General features: G+C 54.0%; 21 protein-coding genes. 8 read left to right on the forward strand and 13 right to left on the reverse strand.

The annotated features are described in order from the left end of the window. The first annotated feature begins 21 nt into the window (after window positions 1-21). From L3K52_03220 to cobO, 4 genes are read left to right on the forward strand one after another with little or no spacing between them, the layout of a single operon-like run. Window positions 22-1857, forward strand: a complete 1836-nt coding sequence (locus tag L3K52_03220; protein ID UOG92748.1) for a TonB-dependent receptor — start codon at window positions 22-24, stop codon at window positions 1855-1857. 9 nt (window positions 1858-1866) lie between these two features. Further along, the gene (locus L3K52_03225) at window positions 1867-2430 is read left to right on the forward strand and encodes a hypothetical protein (protein UOG92749.1); all 564 of its coding nucleotides are present in this window, start codon (window positions 1867-1869) and stop codon (window positions 2428-2430) included. Window positions 2431-2467: 37 nt separating this feature from the next. Then, window positions 2468-3373: a tRNA-dihydrouridine synthase gene (locus L3K52_03230; protein ID UOG92750.1), complete on the forward strand. Its 906-nt coding sequence runs from the start codon at window positions 2468-2470 to the stop codon at window positions 3371-3373. Window positions 3374-3400: 27 nt separating this feature from the next. Next, window positions 3401-4006: a cob(I)yrinic acid a,c-diamide adenosyltransferase gene (gene cobO, locus L3K52_03235; protein ID UOG92751.1), complete on the forward strand. Its 606-nt coding sequence runs from the start codon at window positions 3401-3403 to the stop codon at window positions 4004-4006. Between the two features lie 7 nt (window positions 4007-4013). Here the strand turns inward: cobO and L3K52_03240 are convergent, their stop codons facing one another. From L3K52_03240 to L3K52_03260, 5 genes are all read right to left on the reverse strand, one after another. Next, window positions 4014-4841, reverse strand: coding sequence for a hypothetical protein (locus L3K52_03240; GenBank protein UOG92752.1), 828 nt, complete (start codon window positions 4839-4841; stop codon window positions 4014-4016). Window positions 4842-4873: 32 nt separating this feature from the next. Beyond that, complete coding sequence (locus tag L3K52_03245) at window positions 4874-6166, reverse strand: hypothetical protein (protein ID UOG92753.1); 1293 nt, start codon at window positions 6164-6166, stop codon at window positions 4874-4876. A 136-nt stretch (window positions 6167-6302) separates the two neighbouring features. After that, window positions 6303-7031 carry an adenosylcobinamide-GDP ribazoletransferase gene (locus L3K52_03250; GenBank protein ID UOG92754.1) on the reverse strand — a complete coding sequence of 243 codons (729 nt, stop codon included), beginning with the start codon at window positions 7029-7031 and terminating at the stop codon, window positions 6303-6305. Then, window positions 7028-8731: an AlwI family type II restriction endonuclease gene (locus L3K52_03255; GenBank protein UOG92755.1), complete on the reverse strand. Its 1704-nt coding sequence runs from the start codon at window positions 8729-8731 to the stop codon at window positions 7028-7030. Before L3K52_03255 ends, L3K52_03250 begins: the two co-directional genes overlap by 4 nt. Further along, window positions 8731-10629 carry a Dam family site-specific DNA-(adenine-N6)-methyltransferase gene (locus L3K52_03260; protein UOG92756.1) on the reverse strand — a complete coding sequence of 633 codons (1899 nt, stop codon included), beginning with the start codon at window positions 10627-10629 and terminating at the stop codon, window positions 8731-8733. The genes L3K52_03255 and L3K52_03260 overlap by 1 nt, the downstream gene beginning before the upstream one ends. 182 nt (window positions 10630-10811) lie before the next feature. On the opposite strand from L3K52_03260, the gene L3K52_03265 reads away from it, so the two are divergent. From L3K52_03265 to L3K52_03275, 3 genes are all read left to right on the forward strand, one after another. Continuing rightward, window positions 10812-12692, forward strand: a complete 1881-nt coding sequence (locus L3K52_03265) for a hypothetical protein (protein UOG92757.1) — start codon at window positions 10812-10814, stop codon at window positions 12690-12692. 148 nt (window positions 12693-12840) lie between these two features. Continuing rightward, window positions 12841-13422 carry a sigma-70 family RNA polymerase sigma factor gene (locus L3K52_03270; GenBank protein UOG92758.1) on the forward strand — a complete coding sequence of 194 codons (582 nt, stop codon included), beginning with the start codon at window positions 12841-12843 and terminating at the stop codon, window positions 13420-13422. Further along, window positions 13419-13898, forward strand: a complete 480-nt coding sequence (locus L3K52_03275) for a cupin domain-containing protein (GenBank protein UOG92759.1) — start codon at window positions 13419-13421, stop codon at window positions 13896-13898. Before L3K52_03270 ends, L3K52_03275 begins: the two co-directional genes overlap by 4 nt. A 6-nt stretch (window positions 13899-13904) precedes the next feature. Here the strand turns inward: L3K52_03275 and L3K52_03280 are convergent, their stop codons facing one another. The 7 genes from L3K52_03280 to L3K52_03310 are packed head-to-tail and all read right to left on the reverse strand — an operon-like array spanning window position 13905 to window position 18495. Next, entirely contained in the window at window positions 13905-14546 is a 642-nt protein-coding gene (locus L3K52_03280; GenBank protein ID UOG92760.1) for a histidine phosphatase family protein, read from the reverse strand. After that, the gene (cobT, locus tag L3K52_03285; protein UOG92761.1) at window positions 14547-15590 is read right to left on the reverse strand and encodes a nicotinate-nucleotide--dimethylbenzimidazole phosphoribosyltransferase; all 1044 of its coding nucleotides are present in this window, start codon (window positions 15588-15590) and stop codon (window positions 14547-14549) included. Then, complete coding sequence (gene cobU, locus L3K52_03290) at window positions 15578-16108, reverse strand: bifunctional adenosylcobinamide kinase/adenosylcobinamide-phosphate guanylyltransferase (GenBank protein UOG92762.1); 531 nt, start codon at window positions 16106-16108, stop codon at window positions 15578-15580. Before cobU ends, cobT begins: the two co-directional genes overlap by 13 nt. A gap of 10 nt (window positions 16109-16118) precedes the next feature. Continuing rightward, a complete protein-coding gene (gene pyrR / locus L3K52_03295) occupies window positions 16119-16625 on the reverse strand; it encodes a bifunctional pyr operon transcriptional regulator/uracil phosphoribosyltransferase PyrR (GenBank protein ID UOG92763.1) in 507 nt (168 codons plus the stop codon). Continuing rightward, complete coding sequence (ruvX, locus tag L3K52_03300) at window positions 16606-17052, reverse strand: Holliday junction resolvase RuvX (GenBank protein UOG92764.1); 447 nt, start codon at window positions 17050-17052, stop codon at window positions 16606-16608. The genes pyrR and ruvX overlap by 20 nt, the downstream gene beginning before the upstream one ends. Further along, window positions 17049-17615, reverse strand: coding sequence for a YqgE/AlgH family protein (locus L3K52_03305; protein UOG92765.1), 567 nt, complete (start codon window positions 17613-17615; stop codon window positions 17049-17051). Before L3K52_03305 ends, ruvX begins: the two co-directional genes overlap by 4 nt. A gap of 22 nt (window positions 17616-17637) precedes the next feature. After that, on the reverse strand, window positions 17638-18495 hold the full coding sequence (locus L3K52_03310; protein UOG92766.1) for a TonB family protein: 858 nt from the start codon (window positions 18493-18495) through the stop codon (window positions 17638-17640). Window positions 18496-18644: 149 nt separating this feature from the next. Between L3K52_03310 and L3K52_03315 the strand changes: the two genes are divergently transcribed. Then, window positions 18645-19241, forward strand: a complete 597-nt coding sequence (locus L3K52_03315; protein ID UOG92767.1) for an SCO family protein — start codon at window positions 18645-18647, stop codon at window positions 19239-19241. On the opposite strand, the gene L3K52_03320 is transcribed toward L3K52_03315, so the two are convergent. Continuing rightward, window positions 19222-20004, reverse strand: coding sequence for a methyltransferase domain-containing protein (locus tag L3K52_03320; GenBank protein UOG92768.1), 783 nt, complete (start codon window positions 20002-20004; stop codon window positions 19222-19224). The genes L3K52_03315 and L3K52_03320 overlap by 20 nt on opposite strands. Window positions 20005-20055: the final 51 nt, after the last annotated feature.

Below are 20055 nucleotides of genomic sequence, written 5' to 3' on the forward strand. Positions count from 1 at the left end.
GTTACGGAAATCCATACCCCCATGAAATACACGATTTTTGCCGCAGTGTTTGGCACTGCTGCTCATTGCCTATTGGCATCCCCGCTGGTATTGGCTGATGAAACCACCGCGCTTGACGCCATTATCGTCACGGCTGACCGCAAAGCCCGCACCGTTGATGAAACCTTAGCCCCTGTCAGCATTATTACGCGGGCGGATCTTGAAAAATACCAAGCCAGCAGCATTGCCGATGCCTTGCGCCGTGTACCCGGTATCAACCTGAGTAACAGCGGCGGCACCGGCAAAGCAACGTCAGTATTCATGCGCGGCACCAATTCCAACCACGTCTTGGTGTTGATTGACGGGATTAAAGTGGGTTCCGCTACCACTGGCAGCGTGGCTTTTGAAGATTTACCGTTGGATCAAGTCGAACGCATTGAAGTGGTGCGTGGCCCGCGTTCCAGTTTGTACGGTTCAGAGGCACTGGGTGGCGTCATCCAAATTTTCACCCGCAAAGGTGGCAAGGGCTTTCAGCCTGAAGTCAGCGTGAGTGTGGGCAGCAATAATACCCAGAAAGCCCATGTGAATCTGGCAGGTGGCGACGCCAAAACGTGGTACAACCTCAACGCAGGCACGGAAACAACCGATGGCATTGACGCGACTGCTGATCAGCGCGAGCCGGATGCGGATGGCTATGAGCGCGACAGTTTGTCATTGCGTGCCGGGCATCGCTTTGCCAATGGCGGTAGCGCGGAGGTGTCGGCGCTGCGTGCCCAAGGACAAAGCCAGTTTGATAGCAGTTTTAACAACGAAACACACGTTACCCAGCAAATTTTGAGTGCTCAGTGGCAACAGCCGGTGGGTGAACGTGTTTTGGTGACAACACAATTGGGGCAAGCACGGGATGAAGCGGAAAACTACCTCAATGGTGAGCCGCTGGCGGCGTTCCGCACTTACAATACTCAGCGTGACACTGCGTCCCTGCAAGCTGATATTGACGTGGGCAACAACAGCGCCGCAACGGTAGGGCTGGATCAGCAAAGCGATCAAGTGACCAGTGACAGTGCTTATGAACGCACCACTCGCGACAATACCGGGGTGTTCGCCAGCTACCAAACCGATGTCGGTGCGAATCGGCTGGAAGTATCCGCCCGGCATGACGACAACGAGCAATTCGGTACTTACAACAGCGGCGGCGTTGCCATCGGGCGCGATCTCAGCAATGGGATGCGTGTAACGGCGGCGTATGGCACCGCTTTTAAAGCGCCTAGTTTCAACGATTTATACTACCCATTCAGCGGTGAGCCGAGCTTGCAACCGGAAGAGTCGCAAAACGCGGAACTCGGCATTGCCGGTAAACTTGCCGAGGGTAACACCACTTGGTCAGCGAATGCTTTTAATAACAGCATCGACAACTTGATCAGCTATCGCCCTCCCACTTACCAAGTCAGCCAAACCAACGAAGCCCGGATTCAAGGCGTGGAGTTGAGCGCGAGCACCCAATTAGCCGCTTGGGAGATTGCGGGCAATGTTACCCTGCAACGTCCCGAAAACCGCAGCGGCACGGACGCGGGCAAGACGTTGATCTACCGCCCAGAACAACTGGCCAGTGTCGACATTGATCGCGCGGTGAATAAATTCCGGGTTGGTGCGACGTTACGCGCGGAAAGTCAGCGTTATACCGACGATGCCAATACCGCCAGTGCCAAATTGCCCGGCTACGGTACGGTCGATTTACGCGCTGATTACCGCTTGGCAAAAGACTGGACGGTTGGCGCAAAACTCGGCAATGTATTGGACAAAGATTACCAAACCAATGCTGGGTATAATCAAGACGGTATTAACGGTTTGGTGACGGTTAAATATGCACCTCAATAACAGGAGATCATGATGTTTGCACTTTCTACAAAAAATCAAGGGTTGGTCGGCGGCATGTTGCTGCTGGCGATGCTTGTCACCCGCGCTCATGTGAGCGATCACTTGCTGGATGCGTCCTGGGCAGTTTTTTTCCTTGCTGGATTTTACCTGCGCAATTTGTTGGCGTTCGGGGTCTTGATGGCGACGGCGGTGGCGATTGATTACGTTGCTACCAGTCAATTGGGTGTGAGTAATTTCTGCGTGTCGCCTGCGTACATTGCGTTGATTCCGGCTTATGGTGCGATGTTTGCGGCGGGTCGTTGGTTCGCGGGGCAGTATCAAGGGGAAACGTTAATAGCACTTGGCAAGTTGGTGTTGGCGGTATTGGTCGGGTTTGCGCTAACGGAAGTGATTTCCAGCGGCAGTTTTTATGCCTTGTCGGGCACTTCTGCTGAAATCAGCGTGATGGGTTTTGTGATGCAATTGGTGACGTATGCACCGCATGGTTTGTATGTGACCGGCCTGTATTTAACGGTTGCGGCTTTGTTACACATTGCCGTTAAGCAAGTGTCGGGTCTGAAAACCACGGCGTAATGGTGTGCGCCTAATCCTCGCCCCGATGGAGGGCGTGATGGATCACACCATGCGTGACTTGCTTACCCGTGTCGGCGGTTACGACCGTTGCGTGACCGAATTTGTGCGGGTGGTTGATCGGCAATTGCCCACGCGGGTGTTTTACCGCGCTTGCCCCGAATTGCACACGGGCGGTAAAACGCCCGCCGGAACGCCGGTGTATGTGCAACTCCTCGGCGGCGATCCGCTGTACATGGCGTTAAATGCGCAGGTGCTGGAACGTTTGGGCGCACCCGGCATCGACATCAATTTTGGTTGCCCCTCCAAAACTGTGAACAAAAGCGATGGCGGTTCGGTGTTATTGCGCGAACCGCAGCGCGTGCATGACATTGTGCAAGCGGTGCGGGCGGCAGTCAGCCCACAAATTCCGGTCACTGCCAAAATCCGCCTCGGCTTCAAAGACAGCAGCTTGCTGGCGGAGATTACGCACGGCGTCCAAGCAGCGGGGGCAACCGAATTGTGCATCCACGCCCGCACCAAGCAACACGGTTATTTACCCCCCGCGTATTGGGCAGAAATCGGCACGGTCAAACCGCATTTGCGCCTGCCGGTGATTGCCAACGGTGAAATCTGGTCAGTGGCGGATGCCATTCAAGCCCAAACCGACAGCGGCTGTGCGGATTTAATGTTGGGGCGTGGCGCATTAAGTTTCCCCGATTTGGCACTGGCGATTCGGGCGCGATTAGCCGGTGAAGCGTATACGCCGCTGTCATGGGCGCAAGTGCTGCCCCTGGTGGTGCGCTATTCTACCGAATTAGAAGCCCGCGCCCCGCAATACGCCGCGAGTTTCATCAAGCAATGGTTCACCTATTTGCGCCGCCAATACCCCGAAGCCGAAGCGCTGTTCCAACACATAAAACGTATGAAACTGCCGAGCGAGATCAAAGCGGCTATTATCGCGTAGCTTCCCCCTTTGAACCGAGACGAACCGATGACTGACACCGATAAAAACACCCGCCACCAACTGCGCATGGCACGCAAAAAAGCCATTATCGACGCCAACATCGCCAATGCTGACCAAGAAAAAGGCTTATTACTGGTGTTGACCGGCAATGGCAAAGGCAAATCCAGCTCCGCATTCGGCATGGTGGGGCGCTCCTTGGGGCATGGCATGAAAGTTGGCGTCTGCCAATTCCTCAAAAGCCGTACCGATACCGGCGAAGAAGCGTTTTTTGGCAAGCAAGCCCGCTGCGAATGGCACGTATTGGGCGACGGTTTTACCTGGGAAACCCAAAACCGCGAACAAGACATTGCCACCTCGGAACGCGGCTGGGCAGTGGCACAAGCCATGTTGACCGATGCCAGTTACGATTTGGTGGTGTTGGATGAGCTGACGTATTTGCTCAATTACGGCTATCTGGATGCGGATCAGGTGCTGGATACCATCGGCGCTCGCCCGCCCATGCAACACGTGGTGGTTACAGGGCGAGCCGCCAGCGAGACCTTACGCGATTTCGCCGACACCGTGTCGGACATTACCGATGTGAAACACGCTTACCGCGACGGCATTAAGGCGCAACCGGGCATTGACTTGTAGCGCTAACTTACTTCACCCATTGGTCTACCAATACTTTGGCGCGGCGAGCGTATTCGTTATACGCCTGTTGCCAAGCTTCGCCGCTGAGTTCTGGGAAATACAGCGGCTGGCAATCTTGCGCCATGATTTCGGTCGCCGCGAGGTAATAACCTTGATTGCGGTAGCGCCACGTAAATTCTGCGCCGCCACATTGCAATTCATCGTTGGGAAACGCGCGTTTGAGCACTAAGCGGGTGCGAATTTCTTTGTACCCTTGTTCCTTTTGGTGATTGAGCACATGCAAACTGCCATCACCTTCTGCCAACACGCGGTATTTGCCGTTAGCGGCTTTTTGCAACACCCACTGATGCGGTTCGGTATCGCCTTGGCGCAACTTGGCGCTTTCATCATCACTTAAGCATTGCCTGGCGGAAAACGCGATCACCCATTCCTGTGTGGTGGGCTTATCATCCAGCTCGAAAGGGACGCCTAGCACCGCGCAATCGTCAAGCCGCTTGCGATTATTAGCGGGTGTGTAGAAAGCCGGGTAACGCTTGCGAAACGGGTTGTCCGTGCTGTCGGCTGACAGCGCCGCGTTCAGCGCCGGGCTGATGGCGTGGAACACATCATCGTGTTGTTCGCCCATTAAATCGGCTTTGTTTTTATACAATATGACCCAGCCATTCGCCGCAGGCAGTGCGGGCACGACGGGGGGAAAGCGTGTTTCAAACGCCGCTTTGTACCAGTTGGTTGGCAATTTAACCGCTGCTTCATCGGGAGCGGCGTGGCCGGCAGTGCTTAAACAGCAGCCCATAATAAGCAATAAGCGGCTTAAGGTTGTGATGTTGTACACCATTGGGTTGGTTATCCTCCGTGATAATCCTGTCATTAAACGGCTTGCGCGAAGCCCTGTTGTACCAAACTATCCATTAGCACCTGCCATTGCGCGGGTGTTTGCGGGTTTTGCCGCTTGAGCAGGGTATGCAACTCCAACATATCCACTGCGCGGTAACAGCGCCCGCGTGTTTGCACTTGCTGCCGGAAATCACGTGCGGGCGGTACGCCTAAAATCGCGTCATACTGATAATAGCGACCGTCGGTTGGGCTAAGCGATGATTTATTCTTGAAACCGATGATATAAATATTAGCACCACCACCCAGCCGCAAAGGATACAACGTAATTTTATCGGCTGCCAGCGGTTGATTTTGAATGTCCGTGTTGCCCATGATCGATCCGCTCAACATGCCGCTGATCGAAATCGTGTGTTGCCCACCGATCTGCAAGTGATTGCTGCGAACATGCAAATTGCGGAACGCGCCATCACTGGCAAAGATGCCTTGCAGCGCTCCATCAGAATAAATCACATTGCCTGAAATGCTGACGTTGCTCATAACCGCCCCGCCGAAGCGGTCAATGCCATCCGCTGTGCGGTCGGGAATCAATTGGAAGGCATCGCGGTGTGCCATGCGCAAAAACGGAAACATACGGTGGGTGCGCCCGCGTTGTTGTTGATAGGCATTGATATTGTTCACTAACTTGTCAAAGTCTTGGGCAAAGCTGGCGTACACGCTATCATCCACCACCACTAGATTGCCAATCGTTAAATTGCCTTGACTGTAGATTTGCATAAAGTCGCGAATAAAAAATGTCTGCCCCATGCGGCGCCCGCTTAGGTTGAGGCGCGTGAACCGGCGTTGTTCCGCATCGCTAATCAGCGGCAAACGGTTGTACATGTCTTGAGCTTGGGTTTGGTTACGAATCCAGTACAGCGGTGAGCTATTGTTTTCGCGAATAATCTTGTAGGCGGCAGCTTTACTGTCATTGGCGGGAATCCGGGCAGCACTGTATTTACCGTCCAGCAATTCTTTGAGAATCGCATTGTGCGCAGAATCTTGGTTGCCCGTGGCGTTAAAAGAATCAGCTACCGCGATAATGAATTGATTCGCACTGGCAGTGTCAGGCGCGGCGGCTGGTGGCGCGTTCAACCAATCGGTGAGACGCCTCACTTCGGCATTGTAGTAGTCACGGCGTTCGCGCCATAAATCGGCCGAAGCTTGATTGCGGGCTTGCAAGGCTTCGCGCATTTTAGCGTCAGCGTCTTTCGCCAACTGATTCATTTCCTGAATTTTGGCTTTTACGGTGTCACGGTTTTCTGAAGCGCTGGTTGTGGTTGGTGGCATGGTGTCGTTCCCCAGATGTTATTTGCCCATCGTATTATTGAATAGACCGCTGTTTTCCGGTTTGTATCCCTTAATTCTAGTGTGAAATACCCCATTTGTTGAAAAAAATATGCCGTTGATTCGTGTTAATCAGGTTTTAATGTATCACCAACGCCGCGCCCAGCAGCCAAAACATTTCCCCAATTTCTACGCTGGCTCCGGCGGTATCCCCGGTACACCCTTGTAAGCGTTGCAACATCATGCGCCGTAGTAGCCAAAATCCTAATAACGTCAACGCGGTTCCAACCGGGGAGATGCTGGCGCTTAACAATAAACCGCCAGCAGTGAACCACCCTGCGGTTTGCCGAGGCAAATGTTCGGTCACAGCGCTCGCCAATCCACCAGCCCGCACATAGGGCGTGGTGAGAAATAGCAATAAAATCAAGGTGCGCCCCACCAATGGCGCCAATAACACGCTTTGCCAGTGTTGCTGCTCAATCAAGACCGTCAACGCCGCGAATTTCAGCAGTAACACGCTGATCAGCGCAATCGCGCCCGCTGCACCCACCCGTGGATCTTTGAGGATGCGGTGAGTTTTTTCCGCATCCCCCAAGCCACCAAGCCATGCATCAGCACTGTCTGCCAGCCCATCCAAATGCAGACCGCCGGTCAGCACCGCCCAGAACACGCTGAGGATTGCTGCCAGCAACAACGGTGCGGCGTGCGGGAACAGCAGCAAGGGTGCGCACAGCAAAGCACCGATCACCAAGCCGACCAGTGGGTAAAACAAGGCAGCATGGGCAAAATCGGGCGGTTCCAGCTTGCCAAGGTTGGGTATGGGAATGCGCGTGAGGAAGGAGAGGGCAAGGAAAAAGTGTTTTATCACGTTACTTGCCTTGTGGCTAACTGTTGCGCCAATTGGCTAATTTTCTGTTTCCAGTCCGGCGCATCTTTATTGGCGTACATGCGGCAGTCGCGCAATAACAACTTTAAGTGGGGCAATAGCTCACTGGGATGATCGGTAAAGGCTGCGAGTAAGCAGGAAAAGTCTGCCAGTGCCAGCGGGATAATGTGCAAGTCCAGTTTACGGTCGTCTTTGAGATACCACTCACCCAATTTGAAGGTATTAGCAGTATTGGTGTCAATATTGATTGCAATAAATAACCCAAACACCTGTTTGCCCGTCCCCTCGTATTGCTCGATGACTTGTGCCACATGGCGACGCACCGGCTCACCTTCTGCGGCTTCCTGACGCGATGAAACGGTTAATGTAACTTCCACCACCAGCACCATATCGTCAAATTCAAACACCATATCTGCCCCATTGCCGGGGGCTGTGCCGACGGGCAAAAAATCACGGTCAATCGTAAAACGCCGGGCTTCCCATGAAGGTTTGACCAATGAATTAATGGCTAGAAACGCTCGCCACACCGCCCATTCAAAATAAGCAGGCGCTTCTGAACTGGGAATTTCCAAGATGTCATCGTTTTCACGCACCAGTTTGCGGTTGCGCTTGGTTAACAGTGCGAGATAATCGAGTATGTCGCTGACTTGTCCCGCTTGCTGATGGGCGTAGTCAGTTTCTTTGTGCTGCTCCAATTGCGCTTGCAAGGTGGCGGTCAGGCTCGCAATGTCGGCGATTTGGTTTAAATCGGTTGGAACAGGTGGCTGTTCACCGTATTGCTGCAATGCTGCGCTGACATCGTGTAAGGCTTCCCACGCCCCAGCAATTTCATCGGTGGGCAAAGTTGCACCATTGGTCAGGCTTTGAAGTAAGGCTAAGTCTGTCGCGGGTTTGAACGCTTCTTGTGCTAAAGCGTGAATAACGCTGCGTTTTTCGGGGGCAAAAGCAATCCCACGTCCTTTGCGCAAGAACAAACCTGTCGCTTTCAAATAGCGCAGATTGGTGTCCGCATAATCTTTCAGCGAACTGGCTTGAATACCGTCTTGCTGTTGCGCGGTTTGCAGTGCCGCATCGTCGAATTTGCGTTTATACGGTGCAGCGTCGCGTTGCATCCGAAAAGCGAGAATGTCAGTAGCAAGCTGCGACGCAGGCATTGCTGAGGAGGTGCGCTGAGTAAACAATGCCATTTCCATAAAGCTTAACGATTCATCACCTGTTTGTTGCTGCAATGCCGCCATTACGCCCAACACATGCCGCAAGGGTGAAAATACCGGACAATCGTGTTTGGGTTCAACCGGCGATGGAATGTAATAAGCCGCCAATGCCCGCAAGAAACAGAGTTGCCAACCGCCTAACGTGGTATTTTGTAACAAACGTTCGCCATTGGGGGTGATGGTATCTGCCGCCCCCAACTGACTTTGCAACGCTGCTGCTTGACCTTGCAATTTGGGGTAGAGAAACCCCATTTGCCCCAGTGCGGAACGCCACTTGCGGCTGACGCTACAAGTTTCATCACCTTTGGGATCGACAATGCCTGCCGCTCCCAATAACTCATAAAATGCGCAATCCGCCTCTTTGCCGCGCAAATTGCCATGCAAAGCAGAATGCCGTAACACCGCCAAACCATCGCGTAAGCGCAACGGGCTGCGGACAGTGGTATTACCAAATAGCCACGGTTTCATTAGTACCCCACGAACAGGTATTCTGTGACCTGATTCTTGTTATCCCCGACTTTGTGCTGTTGATTGCCCATTGAATAGCGATAATTAACCGGAATGGCTTGTACATGCGTTTTGTATTTACCCATTAAGGCTAACATTTCTTCTTGCGTGGGCTGGCTATTGGACGAGTAGGAAACCAGCAAAATGCTGTCTTTAAAACGCTTAAACAAGGTATCAAATGCGGCTGTCGCGCCTTGGCGTGAAGAAAATGGCGTTGGGTAAGACTTAAACTTTTTGGTTTGGGTGTGTTGTTGAATTTCCACACCTTGCCAATCGCGGGCAATGCCTTCGACGAAATGGTAACGCCGCACGTATTCATTGTCTGAATAAGGCGAATAATAAGGTGGATCAAGATACACCAAATCGCAACCTTTCGAGGAAACTTCCAGCGCGTCTTTATGCAATGAGCGGTTTTGTTTACCGTTATCAAAAACCGCCGCATTCAACCTGGTAACGGCTTCTAAAAATTGCGTGGCAAACGTGAGTTTTAAATCCTTGCGCCCATCGTCGTAACGTTCCCCCGTATAGGTGAAAATACCGCGCGGGCGTTTTTTAACACAAGCACGGATTAACGCGGCACGCGCAATCGCTTGTTGATACGGATCAGCCATCAGCTTGATATTCGCCCGCAAACGGTCGATTAAGCGGTTGTCGTCATCGCTGAAATACAAACCTTGAAAGGTCGTTTCCACAAAACCATCGCCGAGTGTTGGCGTATCCAATAACGCCTGCGCGTCAGCACTGCTCAAAGTGACATCGCTATTTTCAATCAGTGCTTTGCTAATCGTGTGAGACATTGCCATGTAGTCATTGCTAACTACTTGTTTACCTTGCGTTTTAAACAAGTAACTCACCACGCCAGAACCGGCAAATAAATCGTGTACGGTGTCAAATTCAAACTGCGAAGCCACACTCCAAATCGCATCCAACAGCTTATTTTTCGATCCCATGTAACGGGTGGAGGGGTATTTGCTCATTTGTACCGGCAAGGCGGTAACGAGTTTGAGTTGAAACTGTTTTTTCAGGGGAACGCTCACGATGACATCCTGCCCTTCACGCTTTTTGCCTTGGCAGGAAATATAACGCTTGGTTTGCAAGACATCCAAGGTAAAAGCGCCGTACAACTCATGCACCAACGGATGATTCGCATTGGTTAAGACCACATGGCAACCCAATTCATGCAAGCGCATGACTTCGCTGGCTAATTCGATATGATCTTCTTCGTGAAATTGTTCTTTGGTATAGCGTTTAAAATCGGCATAAGTCGATACCGGCAAATAAGGCGGATCGAGAAATACAAAATCGCCGGGTTGGGTGTATTCGTGCAAAACCGTTTTGTAATCCGCGCACACAATCTGGGTATGTTGCAGCAAAATCGCTGCATTCCGCAGGTTATCAGCATCCAAAATCGTGGGGTTGGTGTAACGACCAAATGGCACATTGAATTGCCCTTGTTTATTCACCCGATACAAACCGTTAAAACAAGTACGGTTTAAATAAATCGTGCGGGCTGCGGCTAAACTGGATTCGAGGCTGTGCCAATCCCATGCGCGGACAGCATAAAATTGCTCTTTATCGTAGCGGAATTGCGCCAGATGGTTAATCACCGCTTCCACATCGTCAGCGACCGCCTGATACAAATTGATGAGTTCGGGATTGCTATCAGCGATTAAGCCGTTTTGGGGTTGAGATGCAAAAAACAATGCACCACCGCCGATGAAGGGTTCGATGTAACGACCGTAGCGTTTCGGCATTTTGTTGAATAATTCATCGAGCAACTGTGACTTGCCACCGACCCACTTGAGTAAGGGGCGGGGTTTGTCCGTGCTTGATGATAAATGCTTCAATGCGTATGCCATGATTTTTCCCTAATACTTACCGAGACACTAAGCCAGCAGTATTCCCTAAATAGTGAGCCGTTTCACTTTTTTCTGCACAAAATGGCACAAACACCAATCCAGTTGTCACGCGCTTGCGTAATACCTCAAGACATGTCGATACCAGCGCTGCCCGAATCCTGACAACGAACGATTGGAGAGCCATGATGAATAACCTTAGCCGACGTAATCTCACCTACCCGCGTGTGGGCGGTGCCAGCGTATTACTGGCAGCCTTACTGAGTGGCTGCAATGGCGGCAGCAGCAACAGCGCAACTGTCACCCCCGACCCGAACCCCACACCCGTAACGCCTGTGACCCCTGCCCCGCCAGCCGTTTCCTCCGTCGCTTTGGGCAAAAGCGTATTCAGCTACGAAACCTTCGGCAATGAACGTTTCTGGACAGATGCCATGCGCTTGCCGCAAGGCTTGGCGGGCGCAGGCGTCACCCCGCTGGATGCTCTGAATCTGGGGTTGAACGTGAATGTGGAAGCCCTATCGCCGGGAACAGCCACCGCCTTAGTGGGCGCGTTGGATCAAATCAAGGCAGGCACATCCCCCAGCGACACCGTGCTGGCAAAGCCGGAAGTGACCCTTGCCTTGATCAACGAAGGCGCAGTCATCGGGGTTGTACCCTTCGATGCGTCAGGCCAACGCAAACCCTTGGGCAGTGATCCCGCGTTCAAAAATGATAGCGTCTTCAACCCGCTGGTCGGCGACCGCATTGGGGTCTCGTGTTCCTTGTGCCATGCCGCCACCGATAATTCGGTCGTGCCCGCAGGCTTTGCAGGCCCCGGTTCAGTTGGCAGACAAGTCGATGGCGTGATTGCGGAAAAGCTGGATGTTGGGGCAATTTTTGCCGCAGCAGAAAACCCGCTGGCGTATTTGCCGTTCCTGCAACTCTCGTATGACGCGCTGGGCGATGCAACCCTAGGGCGTGGCAGTTTCGCCGGTATTAAAAGCAGCGATTCGATTGCGGATCAAACCGCCGCTGCTCGCGCATACCTGACAGGCATGACCGCTGAAGGTTTGCGCCATTACCCGATTAGCTCGTTTGACGCGACCCCGGACGGTATCGGCAATGCCACTTACATCCCGCCGTTTTTCCGCACCGACCTTGCCGCGCCGTGGGGTAGCAGTGGCGCGTTTGAGAAGCTGGATGATTTCAACAATCTGGTATACACCGTGGCACTCGACCCGACCAGCTTGCTGACCAAAGACGGGCGTGCTTTCCTGAACTTCCTCGCAGGGCCGGTGGGGGATGAAATTGCCGAACGCTATGAAACGGTGTTGCGGGCGACCCATGTGATTCCCGATGCCACGACTTCCGACGCCATCAAGCCGTTTGTCACCGCGAATGCCACCGGCATGGCGGCAGGTTCGCCGACTGGCCCCGTGGGTTTGCGGGTGGATGAGAGCAAATTGCAGGCATTGCGGGCGTACACCGATCAATTGCAATCGCCTGCTGCTCCGGCGGGTTTGAATCCTGAAAAAGTGGCGTTGGGCGAACAGATTTTCATGATGCCACGCGCTGCGGGTGGGGCAAATTGCATTGCCTGCCATACCGCACCGGATAAGGCGGTGGAAAGTTTTGTGCGCCCACTCGAACAAATGTACCGCCCTTACAGCACTAACTTGCTGACCTTGCTGGATCGTTCGGACAAAGGCATTACCAATATCCAGAAAACGCTGGCAGGGGCTGACCCGAATTACGACCTGTCACTGGTGGTGTTGGATGCGAGTATTCGCGGTGAACCAGTCAGTGCGCCGGGGTCAAAACCGGGTTACGCCAAACCGTTATTGCTGGACTTGAATGCCAAGGATGATTTCCTGCATGACGGCTCGGTGGGCGGGGCAACGGCTGCGGCAGGTTTGAACAAACTGCTTGACCCCGCACGCGGCACGGAGTCACCGCATCCGTTCTACTTTCCGGGCTTGAGTGCCACGGGTGAGCTGCAATTGGGGCCTTATCTGGGCAATGGTGATGGCAGTGCCGGGCGTGAAGCGTTGACCGAATACTTGCGTAGCCGTACCACTCAACAATAAGCGTTCCGCAACACACTCCCCTGGCTGTCATGGCTGGGGTTTTAAAGCCTGACAGGATTCCCCCTCATCCGTCAGGCTTATTTTTTTAAAATTCGGGATGCAATGCCCCTGTGCTAGACTCACAAAATCATTTTGCGGGAGAGCATGAATGGCACACGATCAGGCCGAACTTTACCCTTTGCTGGCACAAGTGCAGCGGGGTGATCAACAGGCATTGGGCAATTTTTACGATGCAACCGTGGGCAGGGTGTATGCCATTGCACTCAAAGTCACCGCGAATCCGGCGTTGGCGGAAGAGATTGTCAGCGATGTGTATTGGCAAGTGTGGCGAGCGGCGGGCAGTTACAGCGCCGAACGTGCTACCCCGCTGGCATGGTTGTTGATGATGGCACACAGCCGTGCGATTGACGCGCTGCGCAAAGAGTCTGCCACCACCAAACAGCAGGTGGAATTGAGCGATGATTTCGAGGCAGCCGACCCCGATACGCCTAACCCGCTCGATTTAACCTTGGCAGTAGAAGCGGACAGTGCCTTGCAAACCGCCTTGCAATTGTTGGATGCGCCGCAACGCCAATTGATTGCCTTGGCGTTTTATCGAGGCATGAGCCATCAGGAAATCGCCGCGCATACCGGCGAACCGTTAGGGACAATCAAAACACAGTTACGGCGGGCGCAAGCGATTTTACGCGCCGCCTTAGCGGATTCTTTTCCAGACAGAGGTGTGTCATGAACAGCAATGACGACAACAACGTAATGACAGACGCATTGGACGCGGACGTGGCAGCATTATTGGCAGAACACCACGCCAGTGCGACCGTGCCAGCCGCGCTGAAACTGCGGATGCGCACTGCTGTGCTGGAAAAAGTGGCGGCAGAAAGCGCGTGCCTAACACCGGGTTTCCAAACTATTCGCGCGGCGGATGGGGAATGGATACACGCTGTCCCCGGTGCAGCAATCAAAATCTTGCACCAAAGTGCGCATTCCCCGGTGGTCACGTATTTGGCACGGTTGGAGCCGGGGTTTGAAATGCCGGGGCATCCGCACCCCTACGATGAAGAGTGCATTATGCTCGAAGGCGAAATGTGGCTGGGGGACTTGCACCTCAAGGCGGGCGATTACCATTTTGCCGCCAAGGGCGTGTTGCACGGCAAGTTGCGGACAGAAACGGGCGCATTGGTGTTTCAGAAAGGGGTGTTGCCGGTTTAAAACGTGTCAGGCGTGTGGCAAACCGTGCCCGACCAATGAGGTTTCCCCGTCAGGGTAAGTGCGCACCCGCGTAATCTGCGCGTAACCCACTTCAAACCGCAAGCTACGCTGATAAAGGATGTCGAGTACTTTCGCCAGCACCACCCGAATCACGCCCGCATGAGTCAGCAGTAACACCTTTTGCCCCGCGTAAATGTTCTGCAAATCCTGCCAACCTGCTTGCACGCGGTCGATGAAATCTTCCATCGCTTCGCCATTGGGGGCAATAAAACGGCGCGGCTGATACCACAAATGTTGCATGAGTTCGGGGTCTTGCTCCCAGATGGCGGTGTGGGTTTTGCCGATCCAATCGCCGAAATCCATTTCCCCAAAACGCGCATCCACCACAAACGGGCAATCGAGGCGCTGGGCTAACAAGCGGGCAAAATCGTGGCAACGGCGGCTGGGGGAGCTGATTACGATGTCCCACTTCCCCGGATTGGTGGCGAGGGTAAGCTGTTTCCAGCCGTGATTGCCGAGCGGTTCGTGACTGGGGGCGCAAAACAAATCAGGGGTCACGACTTGCCCGTGGCGCAATAAGTCCACTGTTGTCGGCGTGGTAATGGGGGCGGGCGGTGCTGGTTCATCCGCTGGGTTTTCTAGGGTCACTTACAATTTTCCGGCAATCGCAGCTTCCGCAAAGGTCGCCATTTGATTGTGTAAAGCGCAAGCCATGCGCAGCAATGGCACGGCGATGGCTGCCCCGCTGCCTTCGCCTAAGCGTAAATTCAAATCCAGCAAAGGGCGCTGTTTCAGCTCTGCTACTGCAAAGAAATGCCCCGGTTCGGCTGACGTATGCGACAGCAACAACCAATCCGCCACCGCCGGTTGCACTTGGATGGCAATCAATGCCGCCGCCGTGCTGATAAAACCATCCACCAACACCGGCAAACCCAGTTGCGCCGCTCGGATATATGCCCCAGTCAGCGCCGCGATTTCAAACCCACCCAAGCGGCGTAAGACTTCCAGCGGTTGGTCGAAATGGCTGCGGTGTTGGTTGAGGATGCGGCGAATCACATTCACCTTATGCAACATGCCTTCGCGATCCAAACCCGTGCCGGGGCCGGTGGCATCGAGGATGGGAACATCCAACACCGCGCAATAAATCGCGGTTGCCGCTGTGGTGTTAGCAATGCCCATTTCCCCGCCGATGAATAAATCAGCGTTGGCAAGCGCGGCGCGGTCAGCCGCGTCTGCTCCGGCTTGCAACGCAAGCTCCAGTTGGGCGAGTGTCATGGCCGCTTCAAGGGCGCTATTGGCAGTGCCATTCCCGGCGCGTTGGCTCAGCAATTGCGGGTGGTCGATGGGCGTTTTGACGCCAACATCCACGATTTCCAGCGTTGCTTCCAATTCGCGTGCCAACACGCTAATCGCTGCGCCGCCATTGAGGAAGTTTTGCACCATTTGCGCGGTCACAACTTGCGGAAAAGCCGATACGCCTTCGTCGGCTACGCCATGATCGGCAGCAAATACCGTAATGTGAACCTTATCCAGTGACGGTTCCGCGTGCCCTTGCAAGCCCGCCAAGCGAATCACAACAGCTTCCAATTCACCCAAGGCACCGGGTGGTTTGGTGAGTTGTGCCTGATGCAAGCGGGCGGCTTCTTGTGCCAAGGTGTCTGGGCCGGGGCAGGTGGCATTTAACCATTCCATGGAATCACTCCTTTTAAAACCTGTGGCAAACCCGCCACCATGAAGATTACCGTGTCGGCTTGTGCCGCCAATTGCTGGTGAAGTTGCCCCGCATGGTCGACGTAACGGCGGGTTAATTCGCCCAGCGGCACAACGCCCAAACCGACTTCGTTACTGACCAGTAATAAGTCAGCGGGAAGTCGCGGTAAACACGTGAGCAATGCCTGCGTTTCACGGGCTAAGCATTCCGTATCCGTTGAGCATAGCAGGTTGGTGAGCCAGAGCGTGAGGCAATCGACCAATAACAAGCGTCCGGGCGTGGCGTAACGTTGCAAGGTGGCGGCTAGGGCGATGGGCTCTTCCACGGTTTGCCAGTGTGCCGGGCGCGAAGTGCGGTGGTGGGCAATCCGGGCGTGCATTTCGGCGTCGTGGGCTTGCGCGGTGGCGATGTAAATCACCTCGCAGGCGGCATGTTGCGCCAAGGTTTCGGCGTAGCGGCTTTTGCCAGAACGTGCGCCACCGAGGATCAGGGCTTGCATCGTGAGCCGCTCAGACTTTAACCAATTGCAACGTCAGTGGTGCAGGCCCGCTGACTTGATAACGGAAACCGCTACCCGGTTCTTCACGCAAGGCGACAATTTGCGGTTCGATGGGTAATTCACGGCCTTCACGTGCAATCAGTGCGATCGCGGTAATGCTGGCAGGGCGGCCAAAATCAAACAATTCGTTCATTGCGCCGCGTAAAGTACGCCCGGTGTAGACCACATCATCCACCAGCAATACATGGCGACCTTCAATTTCAAACGGCAGGTGCGATGGCTTTTGCTGGCGATGCAAGCCGACTTGATGGAAATCATCGCGGTAAAACGTAGCGCTGAGTTCGCCGAGCGCTTCGGTAATCGCCAAGCGTTGCTGCAAGGCTTGTGCTACCCAAACGCCGCCCGTGTGTAAGCCGACCATCACCGGATTGGTAATGTGTTTGGCTTGCATCCATGCGCGCGTTTGTTGTTCGAGCTGGTCGAGTAATTCGTTGATATTATAGTTTTTGTTGTTCATGGGTGTATTCCTGCATCCAGCTTTCGAGAATGATCGTCGCTGCTATTTGGTCAATTTCTTCTTTACGCACTTTGCGCTTGCGTCCGGCTTGGCGGGCTTGTTTCAAGCGTTGTTCCGCTTCCAGCGACGAGAGTTGTTCGCTTACCACGTCGACAGGCAGGTGATAACGCCCTTCCAATTGGCGGATAAAGCGTAAAATCGGCTCTTGCATGGCGCTGTCCGAACCATCCAGTTTGCGCGGCATTCCCACCACCAAGCGCTTCGGCTGCCATTCTTGCAGGCAACGGCTAATCGCATTCCAGTCGGGTACGCCGTCGTGCGCTTGAATGGTCGACTGCGGGGTCGCAATCCCGGTGACGGTATTGGTAATCGCCACCCCAATTCTTGCCTTGCCGTAATCAAAGCCCAGCACCGTCATGTGACTCATGCGTGACCCGCCGCAACCCCTAATAGATTCAAATCCACGCCGAGGGTACGCGCTGCACCGCGCCAGCGTTCCTGATACGGCATCTCGAATAAAAGCGGCGCAGTGGAATCGCAGGTCAGCCACGTATTTTCTTTGATTTCGTGTTCGAGTTGCCCCGGACTCCAGCCCGCACAGCCCAGCAACAGCAAAAAGTGTGCCGGGCCGCGATTGTGCGCAATGTCTTGCAAAATATCGCGCGATGAAGTGAGCGCTAAATCGTCACTGATCCGCAAGGTGCTATCCCAGTTGCGGTCGCCATCATGCAGCACAAAGCCTTGTTCGGCTTGCACCGGGCCGCCACTGAGCGCGTATTGCCCGGCAATGTGCGGGTCGTCAATCACAATGTCGAGTTGCTCAAATAACTCGCCCACGGTCATGTCCAGTGGGCGATTAATGGTCACACCAAACGCACCGAATTCATCGTGTTGGCAGATCAGGCTGACCGTGTGCTCGAAGTTGGGGTCGCCCATGCTCGGCATAGCAATCAGCAAATGATTACGCAAGTTGAAGGTATCTTGGGTCACGGTTGTTTCGGTCACACTCTGGCTATTGGGTATTCAGGGTTCCGCTGTGGAAAATCCACGTGCGAGTGATGTTCAATTGATCCCACTTGCGGCGAATTTCATCTGGCAATGCGGGGTAAGGGCCTGCGAGTTTAATAATGCGCAGCGCGGCTTTGTCCAGCACGTCATACCCTGATGATAGACTAATTTGCGCGTCAACAACACGCCCGCCATGATCCAGCGTGGCATTCAAGATAAGTTTGCCGCTGAGGTTGCGCATAATGGCTTCTTCGGGGAAATTGATATTGCCGATGCGCTCAATTTTTTTCACCCAGGCATCAATGTATTCCGCTTCCACCGCACTTTTGGCACTGACCGCATCAATGAAGTGGATGCGCGGGCGGCGGGCGTAACGCGCTTCGTCTTCGTCCATTTCGGCGAGTAATTGCGCAATTTCTTCGGTGGCATCGGTGCGTTCATCCGCCACCGGCACGTCTTCTGCTTCCTCTGGCTGTTCCGGGGTTTTTTCGACGCGCTGGAAGGTTTCGCCCTTGGTGGTGAGGATTTGCGGTGTCAATTTCAGCGGCGTGTCGGGGGAACTGGCTTCCGATTGCACCGGCGATTCGCCACTGGTTTCGATGGGTACTAGCGAGGACAACGGGCTCTGTGGGCGGTTGGTTTCATCGCTGCTGCCGCTGGCTTGCTGGTTGGCTTGCGCAATGAAATCCACCACATCGGGCGCTGCTGCCGAATGCGTTTGCACGAGGGTAATGTCCAATACAGGTGCAAGGCGGGTATTCTGGTTAATTTCCGGGAGAAAGCCCACGCCGAAAATCAGTGCCAAGTGCAACAGCGCGGCAATGGGAAATGTTTTGGCTAACGGTTCGTCAGCTAGGTTCATTGGCAATACATGCATTGTTATAGTACGCAGATAACGTGTCCCACGGACAGGATATTGTTGTTAATATGATCCTGCTTGCTTTTTTTCAAGGTATGCCCCTTTGATTAGGCTTATCTTAGCATTATTGATAGCCGATTGAGTAGAGTTTGATGTTGAAACAAATCATTGGGGTCGTGTTAGCCATGGTGTTGGGCGCGGGTGGCGCGTGGTTCGCCGCCGGATTTTTTAGCCCGGATGCGGTGGTCAGCGATGCCGCTTTACCCTTACCGCAAGGTGGGAATTTTACCTTGCAGGGCGTCAATGGCGCGGTCAATCTGAGTGATTTTCGTGGCAAAACCGTGGTGCTGTATTTTGGCTACACCGCCTGCCCGGATATTTGCCCCACGTCAATGGCGACCTTGAAAGCCGCGCTGGGGCAGTTGAATGCTGCCGAATTGCCGCAAGTGCAAGGGTTATTCGTATCGGTTGACCCGGAACGCGACACCTTGGCGCACATCCAGCGTTATGTCGGTTATTTTCACCCCAATCTGGTGGGCGTGAGCGGTGAACAGGCGCAGTTGCAGGAAATTACCCGCCGCTACAATGCGTTTTACCGCAAGGTGGAAGTGCCGGGGTCAGCCATGGCTTACACCATTGACCATTCCGCGATTTTGTACGTGATTGATAAGCAAGGGCAAGTGCGCGAACAGGTGCAACACGCGGTTCCCCCCGCTGAATTAGCCGCTGCTATTCGCCGGTGGTTGTGAGTTTGCGGCACAGCATGTGCTGGTAACGCGCCAGCGAACGCCAAGGTTCTTGTTGTGAATACTGGCGTTCCAACGGCAACACTTCCTCCAATTTGGCGGCTTTGCGCACATCACGGTACATATAATCGTAAAAGCAACGCACCCCCGACCAGGTATGCAATTCCAAACCCATGGGAGCCAGCCAACTTAAGACTTCATCAGGCTTCAGCGGGGAAATTGGTGCCAAGCCGCGTTGCCCGTCACTGGCAATATTGCCTTGGCGCACGGTTTCCAAATCGCCCGCAATCAGCCGCCGCATCACGGTGGAATGGTGGTTGAAAAACATCAGCGACAACCAGCCATCGGGCTTTAAGTGGGATAACAATTCGGCTAATCCCGCCCGTGGCTGCGCCATCCATTCCAATACCGCGTGAAACGTAATCAGGTCAAAACTGCCACAGTCGTTGGCGGTGAGTTCTTGCACACTCAGCGGCAATAATTGGATGGAATCTTGCACCCCAGCGGCGGCAATGGTGGCGGCAGCGCGTTGCAACATTTCGCCGGACGGTTCCGCCAACACCACACGGTGGCCTTGCTCTGCTAACCAAATCGCCATTTGCCCCAAGCCGCCCCCGGCATCCAGAATCCGCAACGGGGGCGTATTGACCACCAAGGCTTGCAAATCATCTTGCAGAATAGCCAAGCGAATCGCGCCACGCGGGTCATCGTAGATGCTGCGCTGGAAGCGTTGAGCCAAACCATCAAAGATGCGGTCGTGTTGCATGGCGGAAACCTATGGTGATTACTAGGAAAATTCCCACAATTTTTGACAAAG

The sequence above is a fragment of the Candidatus Thiothrix sulfatifontis genome (assembly GCA_022828425.1).
GTDB classification, from domain to species: Bacteria; Pseudomonadota; Gammaproteobacteria; order Thiotrichales; family Thiotrichaceae; genus Thiothrix; species Thiothrix sulfatifontis.